This window comes from Achromobacter sp. JCM 18799 (assembly GCF_055395645.1).
Map to the genome: position 1 here is coordinate 6,163,719 of NZ_AP043866.1, position 17,571 is coordinate 6,181,289.

Here is a 17,571-nt window from a genome sequence, read left to right on the forward strand (position 1 = left end):
CGGCTCAGAATTTGCGCGTTTCGGACAGGCCGATGGTCAGCCAGCGGGTGCGGGCGCGGGAGAAAATGCCCGAGGGGCTTTCCATCTTGTGCTCTGCCACCAGTTCCAGGGTCTTGCTGTCGTAGATCTTGATGCGGTCGCCCCAGTAGCCCGAGCTGACATAGAGGTAATTGCCGGTGCGGTTGTAGTCCGGGAAGAAGGCATGCCCGCCCACGTCCAGGGTCTTGGCCACTTCCAGCGTGTTCTTGTCGATCAGCTGGATCCAGGCCGCGCGCTTGTCCTTGTCGACGATGTCCACCGCCACGTAGGGCGCGTTTGGATGGGCGGCGGGCGATTCGGTGGCCCCCGCCACCGGGATCTGCTTGACCACGGAAAAGTCCTTGGTGTCCCACACGGTGACCACGGAGCCCTTGTCGCAGGTGCCGATGTTGGTGCCGAAGGCCAGGAAGCGTCCGTTGACTTCGGTCACCGCGCCCGAGCCGACGTGAGGTTGGCAGCCGGCGGGTATGTCGCGCACCACCTTGTCGTCCTTGAAGTCGATCGCGACGATCTTGTTGTCGTCATAGGACGCGACCATGGAGTAGCGCCCGTCGGGCGTGAGGAAGGTGTCATGCAGCATGCGGCCGACCTTGGTCAGCTTGGTCACGGGCATGTCGGGCTTGTCGGGGTCGATGATCCAGATCTGGCCCGCCTGGCGCAGCGTCAGGGCGAACTTGTTGTTGATCCGGCTGCCGATGACGGGCCCGCCGGCCGATTTAACGAACTTGCCGTCCGGATCTTCGCCCTCCAGGTCCATGTACTTGACCGGTTCCAGCGTGTCCGCCTTCAGGATGGCGACGCTCTTGGGCACGAACGAACTGATGGCCAGCCACTTGCCGTCGTTGGACAGGGCGATGCCGGGACCCGTCAGGCCGACCTTGGCCTTGCGCACGATCTGCAGTGAGTACAGGTCGATCTTGTAGACCATGCCGTCGTCGCTCTTGAGCCAGGCCCAGCGTTCCGCCACGGGGCTGAAATCCATGATGTGCGGCGCCACCGGTGTGGCGATCTCGCCCACCACCTTGTTGGTCTTGCCGTCCAGGAACACGGTGCGCGCATTGTTGCCCGTATCGCCGCGCCCATAGCGCCCGCGCGCCATGACCACCATCAGGTCGTAGACGGTGTCGATGGCGTAGGTCGGCTTGGCGGGCAGGGTGGCTTCGTCGACCACCACCTGCACGCTGGCGCGGATCTGGTCCAGCCCCCATTTTGGATCGTCTGCCGTCTGCGTTTTGATGAGGCGGGCCAACGCACGGATCTCTTCGTCGGACAGGCGGCCCACGAAGGGCGGCATCAGCGTGTCGGGGATGCCGGTCATGATGGTGCCGCGCAGCGCCGCCTCGCTTTGGACCAGGCGGTCGCTGGTCAGGCCCGGCGCGATGTAGCCACCGCGGTCGGCGCCATGACAGACGGCGCAGTTCTGCTGGAACAGCTGATTCGCCTTGAGGTACTCCTCGGTCGGCGCACTCCAGGCGGCGCCGGCCGAGACGAACAGCAAGGCCGCGCTCAATAGCTTGGTGTGCATGTCGATCTCTCCCGTAAGGTTCTGCCGAAACTGCGGCACATGCACTGTGTCATCGTGGCGCCGGGCCGATAAGACACGGCTCACGCCTGTGCGATGGTTACGGTCCAAATCTCTTTTTGACATAGGACAAAGTCAGGGGGCGGCCAAAGCACTACCGTGATAGCAAACGGAGCGCGGCCGGCCCGCGCCGCTTCGAAAGGCCGGCGCCATTTTTTGTCCTGTGGTTGTCCGCCATGTTTTCACTCCCGCTTTCCCTATCCCGCCAGGATGCAAAACCCTACAAGCAGCAGATCGCCGACCAGATCGAGGCGCTGATACGCGCCGGACGGCTGCAGGAAGGAGACAGGTTGCCGGCGATCAACCGCATGTCATCGCTGCTGCAGGTATCGAAGAACACCGTGCTGGGCGCGTATGAACTGCTGATCGATTCCAGCCTGATCCAGAGCAAGCCCAGCCGCGGTTATTTCGTGACGTTGAACCGCAGCCTGGTCATCAATCCGCGCTGTCCCGATTTCGTCCAGGACCGTCCGCCGGTCTACGCCGACGCCGTCAGCCAGGCCCTCTCCAGCGGCGTCTGCGGCCAGTCGCCGCCCATGCCGCCGCGCTATGACTTCAAGGTCGGCCGTCCCTCGGTCCACGCCTTTCCGTTGCGCCAGTTCATCATGCTGTCGAACCAGCTGCTACGGCATGCGGGCTGCGCCATGGCCGAATATGCGCCGCCCGCCGGCCTGTGGGGCTTGCGCGTGCAGATTGCCGATTACCTGTCGGCCGCCAAGGCGCTGAAGGTCGAGCCCGAACAGGTGCTGATCACCGCCGGCAGCCAGGAGGCTTTGAGCCTGATCGCCTCGCATTTCCTGGACCGCCACGGCCGGGCGGTGTTCGAGTCGCCCTGTTATGCGGGGTTCAGGAATCTGGTGCGACGGCATGGCGCGCAGGAGGCGCCGGTTCCGGTGGACGGGCAGGGACTGCGCACCGACCTGTTGCCGGAAGGCCCGGCCAGGCTGGCCTATGTGACGCCCTCGCACCAGTACCCCCTGGGCTACGCCATGTCCCTGTCCCGGCGCCGGCAATTGCTCGAATGGGCCGGCCGCAGCGGCGCGCTGATCATCGAGGACGACTACGACGGCGACTTTTGCTATGAGTCCGTGCTGCCCATGCCGCTGGCCGCGATGAGTCCGCGGCAGGTCGTGTACCTGGGAACGTTCTCCAAGACGCTGGGGCCCGGCCTGAGGCTGGGATACATGGTCTGCCCGCTTGAGCTGGTCGACGATTTTGCCGAACGCAAGGCCTTGCTCAACAACGGCAGCCCATGGCTGACGCAGGCCGTGTTGGCGCGCTACTTCGATGAGAACTGTTTCGCCCGCCACCTGCAGACCTTGCGGCGGCGCTACCAGGCGCAGCGTGACGAACTGCTGCGTGGCATCCGTAAAGTCTGGGGCGGACGCGGCCGGATCAGCGGACAGAATTCGGGGATGCACCTGGCCTTTGAACTGCCGGCGGACAGCCCCGGCGCCGACGCGGTCGCCGCGGCCGCACTGGCGCAGGGCGTGAGGCTGTATCCGCTGGCCCAGGCCGCCGCCAGCGCGGGTGAGGGCGTCGAGTCCCGGCATCTGCTGTTCGGCTACGCCGGCCTGGAAACCGGAGAAATCGCCCTGGCCATGGCGCGCGTGCACGCGGCCTGCAGGCAATTGCAGGAATCCTGTCCGGAGCGGATAGCGTCCCGCCTGTCCCTGGACGAAGTGCGCTGCGCGGGCGTCTAGCACGGTTGCCGCGTTTCCGGTAGGGATGGCGGCGCAGCGTGGGGGCTGGCGCCGTCGCTATGCAGCGCGGGCGCGTCGTTCTTAGAATGAATTTGTCCTATGACAAAATTCGATTCGTTCGGCCTGCGGGCAACCTGGGCCGCACGGTTACGCATGGAGATGCTGCGATGCCGCTTACCGCCACCGGGTCCGTCCCGCCGACTTGCCGCCGGTCCGTGTCGGACGTTTCGAATGCTGCTGCCCGGACCGGCAGGCGCTTGAATCCGACCGACGCCGGGTTCCTGCTGATCTGCCTTGCCGGCTGCGCCTATGCACTGGGGGAGTTCGGCCAGTTCCTGAACGGCTACGAGCAAGCGATGCTGATCGGCGCGGTGCCTGCCCTGGCCTGGCTGGGATGGCTGTGGCGCCCCTTGCGGCCTCTGTTCTTGGCCAGCGGCGCCAGCGCGCTGCTGGCCGCGTGGTTGTACGCGGGCGGGGCAGGGCTGCTGCAGGGCAACCTGGGGCGCGCCGAAAACGTCTTCCTGCTCAAGTACCTGCTGTCGTCGCAGTCGGCCATACTCTGGATGAGCTGCCTGTTCGTGCTGGGCACGCTTTGCTATTGGGCGGGGCTGGCCCGGCCCGCGATCGCCTGGCTGGGCACAGTCCTGACCTGGGGCGGGGTATGGGCGGGGCTGACCGGCCTGCTGGTGCGCTGGCGCGAAGGACATTTGCTGGGACCGGATGTCGGACACATTCCGGTCAGCAACCTGTACGAGGTGTTCGTTTTTTTTGCACTGGTCACGGCGCTGTTCTACCTCTACTACGAGGCCCGCTACGCCACGCGAGCGCTGGGCGGCTTCGTCATGCTGGTGGTTGCCTCGATGGTCCTGTTCCTGTCCTGGTATTCGCTCACGCGCGGCGCCCATCAGATCCAGCCGCTGGTTCCCGCACTGCAAAGCTGGTGGATGAAGCTGCACGTGCCGGCCAATTTCGTGGGCTATGGCACGTTCTCGCTGGCGGGTGCGGTGGGCTTCGCCTACCTGGTCAAGCTGCACGGGCAGAGCGCAGCGGGCAAGCGCCTGATTCCAGTTTTCCTGCTGGGCGCGCTGCTATGCGCCGAGCCGATGATCTTCGGCTCGCGGCGGCTGTCGCCTGTGTGGATGCTGTATTTCGGCGGGGGCGCCATGGTCGTGGGCGCGGTGCTGGCGCTGCGCCGTCCCATTGCCCGCCGGCTGCCGTCCCTGGAGGTGCTGGAGGACATCATGTACCGGGCCATCGCGCTGGGTTTCGCCTTTTTCACCGTGGCCACCGTGCTGGGCGCGTTGTGGGCCGCCGACGCCTGGGGCGCGTATTGGCAATGGGATCCCAAGGAGACCTGGGCGCTGATCGTATGGCTGAACTATGCCGCCTGGCTGCACATGCGGCTGCTCAAGGGGCTGCGAGGAGAGGTGGCGGCCTACTGGGCGCTCGCCGGGTTGGTGGTGACGAGCTTCGCCTTTCTGGGGGTGAACATGTTTCTGTCGGGGCTGCATTCGTACGGCAGCCTGTAGCCCCATGCCGCCTTGCGGGCGGCGATGCGCGCTGGCATCGGGTGTCTTGGCGGAAGCGGTGAGATTCGAACTCACGAACGGTTGCCCGTTGCCGGTTTTCAAGACCGGTGCAATCGACCACTCTGCCACGCTTCCTGGTATTGCGTATATTCCGGCGATCCGGCCATCAGGCAAACAATCTGCCGGGCCGGGAACACGATACGCCGTAAAGGGCGCAATAATAATCCATTTGCTGCAAAGGAGGCACGCGATGCACGCCGTAGAAATCTCTCGCCCTGGTGGCCCCGAGGTCCTGGTCCCCGTGGAGCGCCCCACGCCGGAAGCCGGCGCGGGTGAAGTCCTGATCAAAGTGAGCGCCGCGGGCGTCAACCGTCCCGACGTGTTCCAGCGCAAGGGCAACTACGCGCCGCCGCGCGGCGCCTCGGACCTGCCGGGCCTGGAAGTGGCCGGCGAGATCGTCGGCGGCGACCTGGCCGGCAGCGGTTTTGTCTTGGGCGACAAGGTCTGCGCCCTGGTGGCGGGCGGCGGCTACGCGGAATACTGCGTCGCGCCCGCGGCGCAATGCCTGCCGATTCCCAAGGGCCTGTCCGACATCGAGGCCGCCGGCCTGCCGGAAACCTATTTCACGGTCTGGAGCAACGTATTCGACCGCGGCCGCCTGTCCGAAGGCGAGGCGCTGCTGGTGCATGGCGGCGCCAGCGGCATCGGCACCACGGCCATCCAGCTGGCCCGCGCCATGGGCCACAAGGTCTATGCCACCGTCGGCAGCGACGACCGGGCCCGCGCCGTGGAAGCGCTGGGCGCCGAGCGCGGCATCAACTACAAGACCCAGGATTTCGTGAAGGAAGTGCTGGACGCCACCGGCGGACGCGGCGTGGACGTGATCCTGGACATGGTGGCCGGCGATTACATCGGCCGCGACATGCAGTGCCTGGCCGACGACGGCCGCATCGTCATCATCGCCCAGCTGGGCGGTTCCCACGCCAATGTGGATACGGCCCAGGTCATGCGCCGCCGCCTGACCATCACCGGCTCGACCTTGCGTCCCCGTCCGGTCGCCTTCAAGGGCGCCATCGCGCGCGCCCTGCGCGAGCAGGCCTGGCCCCTGCTGGAAAAAGGGGCCATCAAGCCCATCGTGCACGCCACCTTCCCGCTGGCCGAGGCCTCGCGCGCCCATGCCATGATGGAAAGCGGTGAAAACATCGGCAAAATCATCCTGACCATGTAAGAAATGGGGGGCGCTCGGCGTAGCGTCCCGCAACAGGATACAATCACGGGTTTCGCCTGGAATTTTTTCCAGGCAGGCCCGTGGGCGGTTGCTACGCAGCCCTTGGCTCGCCCCAGTCCAACCGATACAGATACCTCGCCATGACTTCAGTCGAAAACCGCGCCCGCCTCGTGCTGGGCAACTGGAAGATGCACGGCAACCTGGCCGAGAACGCCGCGTTGCTGACCGAGCTGCGCGCCGCGGATGCTGCGAGCCACTGCGAAATCGGCATCTGTGTGCCGTTCCCCTACCTCGCGCAAGCGGCGTCGGCCCTGACCGGCAGCAGCGTGTCCTGGGGTGCGCAAGACGTCAGCGCCCATGAAAAGGGCGCCTACACCGGGGAAGTCTCCGGCGCCATGCTGAAGGAATTCGGCTGCCGCTGGGCCCTGGCCGGCCACTCCGAGCGCCGCGTGCTGCACGGCGAGACCGACGAGGCCGTGGCCGCCAAGGCCCAGGCCGCGCTGGCTGCCGGCCTGACCCCGGTGGTGTGCGTGGGCGAATCCCTGGTCGACCGCGAAGCCGGCAACACGCTGGCCGTGATCGAACGCCAGTTGAAGCCCGTGCTGGCGCTGGGCGCCGAGGCGGTTTCGCGCATGGTCCTGGCCTATGAGCCCGTCTGGGCCATTGGCACCGGCCGCACCGCCAGCCCCGAGCAGGCGCAGGAAGTCCATGGCGCCATCCGCGCCGCCCTGCGCGCGCTGGGCGCGGCGCAGGTGCAAGTGTTGTACGGCGGTAGCGTCAAAGCTGCCAATGCCGCCAGTCTGTTCGCCATGACTGATATCGACGGTGCCCTGGTCGGCGGCGCGTCGCTCGTGGCCGAAGAATTTTTGCGAATCGCCGCTATCTAAGTTTCCGTTCCGGAGTCTGTAATGCCCTTGATGCTCAAAATCCTGCTGGCCGTCCAAGTGATCTCGGCGCTGGCTATCATCGTCCTGGTCCTGCTTCAGCAGGGCAAAGGCGCCGACATGGGGTCCGCCTTCGGCAGTGGCTCGGCCGGCAGCCTGTTCGGCGCCACCGGCGCGGCGAACTTCCTGTCGCGCGCGACCAAGTGGGCCGCCGTGGTCTTCTTCGCGTCCACCGCCGGCCTGGCTTATGTCAGCCACAAGGGCAATAGCGGCCCTGCCGTCGACTCCGGCGTGATGCAAAGCTTCCCGGCCGACCGTTCGGTGCCGCAAGTGCCGGGCGCAGCGCCCGCTCCCGCTGGTTCGTCGGTTCCCGGCGCGGGTTCGGTGCCCGCCGCTCCGGCCAAGCCCGACGCGTCGGTGCCCTCGGTCCCGGCCGCACCCGCCACCCCGGCCGCACCGGCCGCAGGCGACAAACCCGCCGAAACGCCCGCGGCGCCGGCGAAGTAAGCCACAGCAAACGGAAAGGCCGGCACATGCCGGCCTTTTTCATGGGCGGCTTGCGGCTGCCCGGATATCCTGTCATCGGCGGCCGTTAGCATGCGCCGTCGCCGCGCCGGCAGCGGGTAGGGTATCGTTGCCTGCGCATCCGGTTCCTGTTCCTCGATCTCCGCCATGGCCACATCCAAACGCACTCCCCGAACCCCGACCGCCGCCGATCAGCAGCGGGGCTCGCCGCAGGCCATGCTGGCGCGCATCCAGAGCCTGCTGCCCTCGATGGGGGCGGCCTCGCAGCGCATCGGCGAGTTCGTCATACGCAACCCGGCCGAGGTGGTGCACATGTCGGTCAGCGAAGTGGCCGAGCGCACCCAGTGCAGCGAAGGCAGCGTGGTGGGTTTTTGCAAGCTGCTGGGCGCCACGGGCTTTCAACAGCTGAAGATCGCGCTGGCGCAGCAGATCGTGCAGCCGGTGCAGTACATCCACGAAGACCTGGCGGCCCAGGACACGCCCGAGCAGGTCGTCAGCAAGATCTTCCACAGCAATATCCAGACCCTGCAGGAAACGGAGTCGGTGCTGGACGTGGCCGCGCTGTCGGCGGCCGTGGAACTGATCCGCGGCGCCCGCCGCGTGGAAATCTACGGCATCGGCAGCTCGGCCGTCATCGCGCATGACGCGCACTACCGCATGTTGCGCATCGGGCTGCATGCCACGGCAGTGACCGATTCCCACGTGCAGGCCATCAGCGCGTCGCTGACCGGGCCGGACGTCGCCGTGCTGACCATTTCGCATTCCGGCAGCACCCATGAAACCGTGTTGGCGACGCGGCTGGCCAAGGAAGCCGGGGCGCGCACGATCTGCATCACCAATTTCGGCAAATCGCCGATCCAGGAACACGCGGACGTGGTGCTGCACACCATGTCGCGCGAGACCCGTTTCCGCACCGAGGCCATGACCAGCCGGTTGGCGCAGTTGGCCATCATCGACACGCTCATCGCCTGCCTGGCCCTGTCCGACTACGACAAGGCCGTCTCCACGCTGCGCAGCACCTTCGACGTGCTGTCGAACAAGCGCTACTGATCGCCTTCGATGTCCGCCGGCAGCGCATGCCTGCGCGGACGCGCGCCATCCAGCAGCCCCGCCACGTCCGGCGCATCCGCGTAAGGCGCAGTGCCGACCAGCAGATAGCCGATGCCCAGGCGCACCGCGCCCAGCGCATCGGTGCGCACGTTGTCGCCGATGACCGTGGCGTCGGCCGGCGCCAGGCCCAGCCGGCGCAATCCTTCCTCCAACAGCATGGCTCCCGGCTTGCCGAGTATTTGCGGGCGCACGCCAGGCGCGCAGGCCAGCACCGACTGCAGTAGCGCGCCTGTTTCGGGGACGATGGCGCCTTGCGGGCCGGGATGGGTGAGATCGCCGTTGCTGACCATCAAGGTGGCGCCCCGCGCCAGCTCGCCTGCCAGGGTCTGCAGCGTCCCGTAGCCGAACGATAGATCGCGCGCCAGCAGCACGATGTCCGCATTGCGGTCCACCAGCGCCAGCCCCAGGCTGGCGGCGAAGCCGCGCAATGCGTCCGAGGCGCAGAGCAGCACCGCGGCCCGCGGATGCTGCCGGGCGATATGGCGCACGGCCTGCTCGCCGGCCAGGATCAGCGTTTCGGCTTGCACCGGCAGGCCCATCGCCCGCAAGCGCGGCGCCAGGCCTGCCGCCGTGTCAGTGGAGTTGTTGGACACGATGACGCAGCGTCCCGCCCAGCGGGTCAGCAGCTCGCTGGCGCCCGGTATCACTTCATGGCCCCGTATCAATGTCCCGTCCAGATCCAGGATCAGGCCGCGCGAGCGGGCGGTCCAGGGCGGTTCCGACGTCGGGGCTTGGGAATGGGTAGCGAGAGGAGTGCAGGCAATGCGGGTCATGGATCGGCGTGGTGGCGTCGAAGCGCGTGCAGGTTGAAAGGAGTGGGCGCCCGCTACGGTTCGGGCCTGCCCGGCGGCTGTGATTCTATCTGAACAAAATTCAAAAATTCATTTTTTTGATTTGAGCAATTTTCATTTTCCTGTCATGTGCCATCACTAATCTGCGTCCGGAATCAGGGCCGAGCACGCAGCGCCCCGATGGCAACCTCAACAAGACTAGGAATAGAAAAATGAAGATCCGCAATTGCGCGCCCGCCCTGGCGCTGGTTTCCCTGCTGGCCGCCGCACCCCTCGCGCAAGCCCAATCCCTGGCCGACGGCTCGCAGCAGCGTCCGTTGCGCGTGCTGCTGATACCTGCCGATGGCGGCACCGAATCGGGCACCAAGGCCGACTACGCGCCGATCTTCAATGCGATCACGCGCAGCACCGGGCTGCATTTCCAACTGACGGTGGGCCAATCCTACGGCGCCGTGGTCGAAGGCATGTGCAACCAGTTGGCCGAGGTCGCGTTCTTGGGACCGGTTTCGTACGTGCAGGCGCACGAGCGCCAATGCGCGCAGTTGCTGGCCGTGGGCGTGCAGAAAGGCGAGTCCGCCTACTACGCCGCGATGTTCGCTCGGGCCGATTCGCCGATCAATACGTTGGCCGACCTGAAGGGCAAGCGCGCCGCGTTCGGCGACGTGAACTCGGCTTCCAGCTTCACCTTCCAGGTGGCGTCCATGATCAAGGACGGCATGAACCCGGCCAAGGACCTGGCGGCGCTGCAATTGACCGGCAGCCACGCCAGCAGCCTGGCCGCGCTGGTGCAGGGCCAGGTCGACGCGGCTGCGCTGTCGTTCGATTCCTTCGACAAGGCGGTGCGCCAGGGCGCGGTGGACCCGAAGTCCGTGAAGGTGATCTTCAAGAGCGAACCCATCCCGTATCCGCCGCTGGCAATGAACACCAAGCTGCCCGAGTCGCTGAAGGCGACGCTCAAGCAGGCATTTGCCAAGGTGCATCAGGCGCCCGGCGTGACCCCGGACATGGTGCGCGGCTACGGCGGCGCCAAGCTGGATCGCTTCGACACCGAGTTCTCCGAGGCGCAGTTCGCTGGCCCGGCTTCGAAGATGGCCCTGCTGACCGACGAGATCAAGGGCGAAATCCTGCAGAAGGCGGCACAGCGGTGATCGCCGGAGCAAGCGAAATGGACATGCTGCGCTACGACGCCGTCGGCATGCGCTACGCCGACGGGACCGCGGCCCTGAACTCGGTGTCGCTGCAGGTGCCGCGCGGCCAGTTCTGCGTCATCCTCGGCGCCTCGGGCGCGGGCAAATCGACCTTGCTGCGCATGGCCAACGGCTTGACCGTGCCGACCCAAGGGGAAGTGTGGGTCGATGGCACGCAGGTGCAGCCTTCGACGCTTGCTGCCGTGCGGCCGCGGATCGGCATGGTGCATCAGCACTTCAACCTGGTGTCGCGCGCGACGGTCGCGACCAACGTGCTGTCGGGCGCGCTGCCCGGCTTGCCGGCATGGCGCGCCTATCTGATGCGCTTCCCCGCGGAATTGCGCGAACGGGCCTGCAAGCTGGTGCGCGAAGTCGGCCTGCAGCCCGAACATCTGCAACGCCGCGTGAGCGAATTGTCTGGCGGCCAGCAGCAGCGCGTGGGCATCGCCCGCGCCTTCATGCTGGCCCCGGCCTTGTTGCTGGCCGACGAGCCGGTGGCCAGCCTGGACCCGCGCATCAGCCGCGACATCCTGGAGCTGTTGCGCAATCAGGCGCGGGAACGCGGCGCGACCGTCCTGTGCAGCCTGCACCAGGTCGATCTGGCCCGCGAGTTCGCCGACCGCATCGTGGCGCTGCGCCATGGCGTCATGGTGTTCGACGGACCGGCGGGCGCGTTCGATGAGGCCACCGCCCGCGCCCTGTATCGGGCCCCGCAGCCGGAGAGCGGCATCGCCGCTGCCGATCTTGCGGGCCGCGGCCATGTCGAGCCGCGCGCGGCCAGGCCGATCCGGCCGGCGGTGTTGTCGGCGGGAGGCGCGCAATGAACACGCAGGCATTGAAAACGCCGGCCGACAACGCGGCCTGGCGCCTGGATCCGCCTTACGGCGCCCGCGCGCTGCTGATCGTGATCGCGGCGCTGATGTTGTTCCTCTACACCGGCCAACGGGTCGAGATGGGCCGCATGGCGGCGCTGACCCTGGACGGCGCGCTGGCGGCGGTGGGCCTGAAGCAGCAGTCCCAGGTCACGGCGGGCCTGGGCGCCCTGGCCGACAACCTGTTCCCGCTGCAGGTCTCGTATCGCACCGAGACCTCGCGCATAGAAGGATTCGATCCGGACAAGTTGCCGTGGCTGGCCCGTGTGGAAACGCTGCAGGTGACCGAAAGCCGGTTGAATCCGCACACGCTGAAGATGGAAGACGAGGTGTCCACGCAGACCTATCTGGTCGAGCCGCTGGGCTATCTGTGGCGGGTGGCGGTGAAGATGGTCGAGACCTTCGAGATCGCCATCTGGGCGACCTTGCTGGCCGTACTGGGCAGCGTGCCGCTGGCCTATTGCAGCGCCCGCAATTACGCGCCCAATCGGCTGCTGTACGTGGCGGCGCGGGCCATCGTCAGCATGTTCCGCGCGATGCCCGAGCTGATCTGCGCGCTGTTCCTGGTGCTGGCCTACGGCTTCGGCCCGATTGCCGGGGTGCTGGCGCTGGCCATCCATTCGATGGGATTCCTGGGCAAGTTCTACGCCGAGGATATCGAGACGGCCGACGCCAAGCCGCAAGAGGCGCTGGCCGCGATCGGCGCCAGCAAGCCGCGCGTGTTGGCCTATGCCGTGCTGCCGCAAGTCATGCCCAAGTTCACCGGCTACACCCTGTACATCCTGGACCGCAACGTGCGCATGGCCACGGTCGTGGGCCTGGTGGGCGCGGGCGGCATCGGCCAGGAGCTGAAAGGCCGCTACGACATGTACCAGTACGCCCACGTCGGGACCATTCTCGTCGTGATCTTCATCACCGTGTTCTTGCTGGACCAGGTCGCCGCCCGCTTGCGGCGCCGCTTGAGCTGAGCTGGCGCGGCGGCCAGCCAGGCCGCCGCGCCCCGATAGGTTTTCTGCCGGACGGACCCGGCAACATTCCCTGACCAGGAGTTTTCATGACCCCGTACTTTGCACTGGGCCGCGCCCTTGTTGCGGCCATCGCCCTGAGTTTGACCCTTGCCGCCTGCGGCGGCGATGACGACTCGGATGACGGCGCGACCGCGCCGCCCGAGACCGGACAGCCCGAGACGCCGCCGCCCGCGCCGCAACTGCGCTGCGCGCCCTGAACGCCCGATCCGCTCAACCCAACGCAAGAGTAGCCCCATGACCAAGACCTACCCCTCGCATTCCGCCAGTGTGTCCCCGGCCTTGCCGGGCCGCCGGCAGTTCTTCCGCGCCTCGGCCCAGGCGGCCGGCGCCCTGTCGGCGATGGCCTTGCTGCCCGCCTCGATCCAGCGCGCGCTGGCGGTTCCCGCGGCGGTCGAAAGCGGCACCATCAAGGACATCAAGCACATCGTGATCCTGATGCAGGAGAACCGCTCGTTCGACCACTATTTCGGCACCATGCGCGGCGTGCGCGGCTTCGGCGACCGCTTCCCGATTCCGCTGGCCAGCGGCAAGTCGGTGTTCTTCCAGCCCGACCCCAAGGGCGGCCAGGACATCCAGCCCTTCCGCCGCGATTCCAGGACCAGCAACGCGCTGATCGGATCGGGCACGCCGCACAATTTCCCCGACCAGCAGGCGGCCTGGAACCAGGGCAAGATGGACCAGTGGATCCAGTACAAGAACCAGGCCACCATGGGCTTCTTCATGCGGGAGGACATTCCGTACCAGTTCGCGCTGGCCGACGCCTTCACGGTCTGCGACGGCTATCACTGTTCCATCCTGACCGGCACCGATCCCAACCGCATCGTGTTCTGGTCGGGCGCCAATGCCAATCCCGAACTGCGCAAGCTGGGCGTGAACAGCACCGACACCGATTCGGAGCCCGTCAACTCGCGCTGCTGGCCCAGCCCGTCCAACTGGGTCGCGGGCCGCGCGCAGCTGGCCGACGGTTCGGGCCAGGTCGACCCCGTGACGGGCGTCTACAACTACAAGTACAAGAACAGCGCCTTCAAGTGGGACACCTTGCCCGACCTGCTGCAGCGCGCCGGAGTCAGCTGGCACATCTACCAGAACATGAACAACAACTGGACGGGCGCCATGCATGGCTGCCTGGCCTTCAAGAGCTTCCGCACCGCGCAGCCGGGTTCGCCGATCTATGAACACGGCCTGACAGGCGGCCCCGAGAAGAACGACGGCGCCGTCAATTTCCTGGCGCAGCTCAAGCAGGACGTGGCCAACGGCACCTTGCCGCAGGTGTCCTGGGTGCTGCCCACCCAGGCGCTGGCCGAGCATCCGGGCAGCAGCGAAGGCGTGGCCGGCGCGGCCGACTTCATTGCCGACGTGCTGGACGCCTTGACCTCCAATCCGGAAGTCTGGAGCAAGACCGCGCTGTTCGTGACCTTCGACGAGAACGACGGCTTCTTCGATCACGCCGCCATGCCGGCAGTGCCGTCCTATGACGCCAACGGCGTGCTGATGGGCAAGTCCACCGTGCCGCTGGACGGCGAGTACTTCGATGCCTCGGTGGGCAGCTACCTGAAGGCCGATGACAAGATCACCGGCAACATCCGGCCGTGGGGCCTGAGCTCGCGCGTGCCCATGTACGTGGTGTCGCCGTGGAGCAAGGGCGGCTGGGTCAATTCACAGGTGTTCGATCACACCTCCGTGGGCCGGTTCCTGGAGCAGCGCTTCGACATCAAGGTCGACGCCATCAGTCCTTGGAGCCGCGCGGTTTGCGGCGACCTGACCTCCTGCTTCGACTTCGTCAGCCCCAACGATCCCCGCGTGCCCACGCTGCCCGACACCAGCAACTATCCCGCGATCAACGCGGCGCAGAAGCTGTTGCCCACCACTGCCGTGACGCAGGCGCCCGCCATCCCCCAGCCGCTGTTCCAGGAGACCGGCACGCGGCTGTCGCGCGCGCTGCCTTATGAACTGCACACCAGCGCCCGGCTGGGCGCGGACGGCGCCGTCGAACTGCTGTTCAGCAACACGGGCGAAGCGGGCGCGGTGTTCCATGTGTACGACAAGCGCAACCTGGACCTGATCCCGCGGCGCTACACCGTCGAAGCCGGCAAGACGCTGTCGGACACCTGGACCGGCGGCGACTATGACCTGTGGGTGTACAGCAGCAACGGCTTCGTGCGGACCTTCTCCGGCAACACCCAGCGCGGCGCGGCTTTGGAAGTGCAGGTCTGCTACGAGCCGGCCGGCAGCGCGCTCTACGTGAAGGTGTCCAACCGCGGCACGGCCAGCCTGCAGGCGAACCTGCAATCCAACGCCTACCGCAAGGACGGCCCCTGGACCCTGGCGGTCGAGCCGGGCAAGGTCGCCGAACACCACTGGTCCATCAAGGAAAGCGGCAACTGGTACGACTTCACCGTCACCGCCGAAGGCTTCGAACGCCGCTTCGCCGGACGCATGGAGAACGGCCGCGCGAGCGTCAGCGACCCCGCCATGGCGCTGCATCTGTGATGGCCCAGGCATGAGCGGGCCAGGCGCGCATCGGGGTGCGCGCCTGGCCGTCCGCAACAAAAAACTACCAACATGATCATGAAAAACACATACGCAATTCTGGCCGCCAACGGCTTGTCGGCGGCGGTTCTGGTGGGTGCGCTGGCCGGGGGATCGGCCGCGCAGGCGCAGACCGCGCCGCCCGTGATGTGGGACGGCAGCAATCTCGGCTATGGACCGGGCGCCGCCCAGGGTGTGACGGGCAAAGGTAATCACGCCATAGGCAAGAACGCCGGCGTCAACGTGAAAGGCAGCAACAACATCGGCCTGGGCAATGGCGCGGGCCAGGACGTGAGCACCAACTGGAACCTCGCGATCGGCGAGGGCGCGGGCTCCAAGGTCGGCGGCAAGAACGCCAACCAGGCCATCGGCTATTACGCCGGCACCAACGTGCAGGGCGGCTGGAACCAGTCGTTCGGCCGCAGCGCCGGGCAGAACGTCACGGGCGACTACAACGATGCCTTTGGCTTCTGGGCCGGCACGGACACGGTGGGCAACAACAATGCCGCCTATGGCACCAACGCCGGCCGCAACGTCACCGGCAACGGCAACTCGGCATTCGGCCAGGAAGCGGGCCGCAATGTCGTCGGCGACGGCAACCTGGCGCTGGGCCAGAACGCGGGCCAGAACGTGGAGGGCGAGGGCAACCTGGCGCAGGGCAAGAATGCCGGGCAGAACGTGACCGGCGCCAACAACATGGCTGCCGGCGCCTACGCGGGCTACGGCGTGCAGGGCGATGGCAATACGGCTAGCGGGCTGGCCGCCGGCCGCGACGTCGTCGGCAACAACAACGTAGCGCAGGGCACCGCCGCCGGGTCGGGTGTGCGCGGCAGCGACAACGTATCGATAGGCTCGAATGCCGGACGCGGTTCCGTCGCGGAACGTAGCGTGTCGGTGGGCGCGGACTCGTCCGCGGCCACGCAGAGCGTCGCGGTCGGCGCCGGCGCGGTGGCCAGCGCGGGCAACAGCGTGGCGCTGGGGGCGGGGTCCTCGGCGGCGCGCGGCGCGCAGGAAGGCTACGAGGCCTACGGCATGGCGCGGCCCCAAAACTCCACCGGCGAGGTGAACGTGGGCGGACGCCAGATGACGGGCGTGGCGGCAGGCAGCGAGGACACCGATGCCGTCAACGTGGGTCAGCTGCGCGCCGCCAGCAGCGCAAGCGAGGCGCGCGTGGGCGCCGTCGAGCATTCCGTGCAGAACCTGCGCAACGACCTGGATTCCCAGGAGCGCATGCTGAGCGCGGGCGTGGCCGCGGCCATGGCGACGGCTTCCTTGCCGCAGGCCTATCTGCCGGGCCGCAACATGCTGTCCATGGCGGGCGGCACCTGGAATGGCGAATCGGGCTACGCCATGGGCCTGTCGCGCGTTTCCAGCGGCGGGCGCTGGGTCTACAAGGTATCGGCCAACGGCACGTCCCGCGGTGATTTCGGCGGCGCGGCGGGGGTCGGATACCAGTGGTGAGCCTGGGCCTGCGATAATGCCGCAAGCGCTGCGGCCGGCGATGGGACGCCGGCCGCGGCCAGCACAGGCATACCCGGATCGGCCCCATGGAAAAGCGTTTGATGCCATCGATGATGGCGCTGCAATGTTTCGAGGCGGTGGCGCGGCACATGAGCTTCACGCGCGCCGCCGAGGAACTGCACATGACCCAGAGCGCGATCAGCAAGCAGATCGCGCAGCTGGAGGCGCTGCTGCGCAACCCGCTGTTCCTGCGGGTGCGGCGGCGCCTGCAACTGACGCCTGCGGGAGCCTTGTACCAATCCGAGGTCAGGGCCATCCTGAACCAGGTGGACATGTCCTCGCGCTACATCCTGACCTACGGCAGCGAGACCCAGGTGCTCACCATCGGCACCCAGCCCACCTTCGGCGCGCGCTGGCTGATCCCGCGGCTGCAAGGCTTCATGGCCGCGCATCCGGACATCCAGGTCAAGGTGCGCAGCGAAACCCGGCCCTTCGACCTGATGCAGGCCAAGATCGACATCTCCTTCTTCTTCGGGCATGGCACCTTGCCGGGCGCCCAGTGCCGGGAATTGTTCGGTGCCGAGGTGGTGCCGGTGTGCGCGCCCGGCTTTCTTCCGGGTGACAGGGTCGACAGCCTGGAGGCGCTGAGCGCGCAGGCGCTGATCCAATGCGCTTCGCGCCCGGAAGCCTGGCACGACTACTTCTCGCGTCAGCAGTTCCAGTCCGACCGCAGCTACCACGGTCCCCGCTTCGATACCTTCTACATGTGCGTGCGTGCGGCAGAGGGCGGCTGCGGCGTGGCGTTGACGCCGCGCCTGCTGGCCGAAGAGGAGTTGCAGGCCGGCAAGCTGGTGATTCCCTGGGACTATGTGCAGCCCAGCGACGGCGCGTACTTCGTCGCCTACTCCGAGCATTCGGCCGAAGTGCCCAAGATCAAGCAGTTCGTCGCCTGGGTGGAACAAGAGGCCGCACGCAAGCGCGAGCGCGACGCCCAGCGCGCGCGATCCATGAAAAAACGGACTGATTAAGCCGATTTTTTTCATTTGATTGCGCGCGCAGCGCATGATTTCATGCGGCCATCCTTGTTTACCGATGTGCCGAGC

15 protein-coding genes and 1 tRNA gene are annotated in these 17,571 nt (G+C 67.0%); 13 read left to right on the forward strand and 3 right to left on the reverse strand.

Annotated elements, in window-relative coordinates; genetic code table 11:
- Positions 1-4: 4 nt before the first annotated feature.
- Positions 5-1,564, reverse strand: a complete 1,560-nt coding sequence (locus ACZ5YA_RS29240; RefSeq protein WP_306633963.1) for a nitrite reductase — start codon at positions 1,562-1,564, stop codon at positions 5-7.
- A 233-nt stretch (positions 1,565-1,797) separates the two neighbouring features.
- Between ACZ5YA_RS29240 and pdxR the strand changes: the two genes are divergently transcribed.
- Both pdxR and ccsB read left to right on the forward strand, forming a co-directional pair.
- Positions 1,798-3,324 (forward strand): MocR-like pyridoxine biosynthesis transcription factor PdxR, encoded by a 1,527-nt coding sequence (gene pdxR / locus ACZ5YA_RS29245; RefSeq protein WP_464091587.1) that lies wholly within the window; start codon positions 1,798-1,800, stop codon positions 3,322-3,324.
- A 167-nt stretch (positions 3,325-3,491) separates the two neighbouring features.
- Complete coding sequence (gene ccsB / locus ACZ5YA_RS29250; protein WP_118931729.1) at positions 3,492-4,853, forward strand: c-type cytochrome biogenesis protein CcsB; 1,362 nt, start codon at positions 3,492-3,494, stop codon at positions 4,851-4,853.
- A gap of 47 nt (positions 4,854-4,900) precedes the next feature.
- Here the strand turns inward: ccsB and ACZ5YA_RS29255 are convergent.
- Positions 4,901-4,988, reverse strand: a tRNA-Ser gene (locus ACZ5YA_RS29255).
- Positions 4,989-5,103: 115 nt separating this feature from the next.
- On the opposite strand from ACZ5YA_RS29255, the gene ACZ5YA_RS29260 reads away from it, so the two are divergent.
- The 4 genes from ACZ5YA_RS29260 (at position 5,104) to ACZ5YA_RS29275 (ending at position 8,540) form a co-directional block, all read left to right on the forward strand.
- Positions 5,104-6,081 (forward strand): NAD(P)H-quinone oxidoreductase, encoded by a 978-nt coding sequence (locus tag ACZ5YA_RS29260; RefSeq protein ID WP_059375540.1) that lies wholly within the window; start codon positions 5,104-5,106, stop codon positions 6,079-6,081.
- A 140-nt stretch (positions 6,082-6,221) separates the two neighbouring features.
- Positions 6,222-6,968, forward strand: coding sequence for a triose-phosphate isomerase (gene tpiA, locus ACZ5YA_RS29265; RefSeq protein ID WP_464091588.1), 747 nt, complete (start codon positions 6,222-6,224; stop codon positions 6,966-6,968).
- A 21-nt stretch (positions 6,969-6,989) separates the two neighbouring features.
- Entirely contained in the window at positions 6,990-7,472 is a 483-nt protein-coding gene (gene secG / locus ACZ5YA_RS29270; RefSeq protein ID WP_059375538.1) for a preprotein translocase subunit SecG, read from the forward strand.
- A gap of 165 nt (positions 7,473-7,637) precedes the next feature.
- Positions 7,638-8,540 carry a MurR/RpiR family transcriptional regulator gene (locus tag ACZ5YA_RS29275; protein WP_223283221.1) on the forward strand — a complete coding sequence of 301 codons (903 nt, stop codon included), beginning with the start codon at positions 7,638-7,640 and terminating at the stop codon, positions 8,538-8,540.
- Here ACZ5YA_RS29275 and ACZ5YA_RS29280 read toward each other — a convergent pair.
- A complete protein-coding gene (locus ACZ5YA_RS29280; protein WP_464091589.1) occupies positions 8,534-9,373 on the reverse strand; it encodes an HAD-IIA family hydrolase in 840 nt (279 codons plus the stop codon). The genes ACZ5YA_RS29275 and ACZ5YA_RS29280 overlap by 7 nt on opposite strands.
- A 230-nt stretch (positions 9,374-9,603) precedes the next feature.
- On the opposite strand from ACZ5YA_RS29280, the gene ACZ5YA_RS29285 reads away from it, so the two are divergent.
- The 7 genes from ACZ5YA_RS29285 (at position 9,604) to ACZ5YA_RS29315 (ending at position 17,496) form a co-directional block, all read left to right on the forward strand.
- Positions 9,604-10,539, forward strand: coding sequence for a phosphate/phosphite/phosphonate ABC transporter substrate-binding protein (locus tag ACZ5YA_RS29285; RefSeq protein ID WP_118931731.1), 936 nt, complete (start codon positions 9,604-9,606; stop codon positions 10,537-10,539).
- Positions 10,540-10,556: 17 nt separating this feature from the next.
- Positions 10,557-11,402 (forward strand): phosphonate ABC transporter ATP-binding protein, encoded by an 846-nt coding sequence (locus tag ACZ5YA_RS29290; protein WP_118931732.1) that lies wholly within the window; start codon positions 10,557-10,559, stop codon positions 11,400-11,402.
- The gene (gene phnE / locus ACZ5YA_RS29295; protein WP_059375527.1) at positions 11,399-12,418 is read left to right on the forward strand and encodes a phosphonate ABC transporter, permease protein PhnE; all 1,020 of its coding nucleotides are present in this window, start codon (positions 11,399-11,401) and stop codon (positions 12,416-12,418) included. The genes ACZ5YA_RS29290 and phnE overlap by 4 nt, the downstream gene beginning before the upstream one ends.
- An 86-nt stretch (positions 12,419-12,504) precedes the next feature.
- Complete coding sequence (locus ACZ5YA_RS29300) at positions 12,505-12,675, forward strand: hypothetical protein (RefSeq protein ID WP_165867779.1); 171 nt, start codon at positions 12,505-12,507, stop codon at positions 12,673-12,675.
- Between the two features lie 37 nt (positions 12,676-12,712).
- Positions 12,713-14,968 carry a phosphocholine-specific phospholipase C gene (locus tag ACZ5YA_RS29305; protein ID WP_464091590.1) on the forward strand — a complete coding sequence of 752 codons (2,256 nt, stop codon included), beginning with the start codon at positions 12,713-12,715 and terminating at the stop codon, positions 14,966-14,968.
- Between the two features lie 78 nt (positions 14,969-15,046).
- Positions 15,047-16,468, forward strand: coding sequence for a YadA family autotransporter adhesin (locus ACZ5YA_RS29310; RefSeq protein ID WP_464091591.1), 1,422 nt, complete (start codon positions 15,047-15,049; stop codon positions 16,466-16,468).
- An 86-nt stretch (positions 16,469-16,554) separates the two neighbouring features.
- Positions 16,555-17,496 (forward strand): LysR substrate-binding domain-containing protein, encoded by a 942-nt coding sequence (locus ACZ5YA_RS29315; protein ID WP_059375512.1) that lies wholly within the window; start codon positions 16,555-16,557, stop codon positions 17,494-17,496.
- The last annotated feature ends 75 nt before the right edge of the window (positions 17,497-17,571 follow it).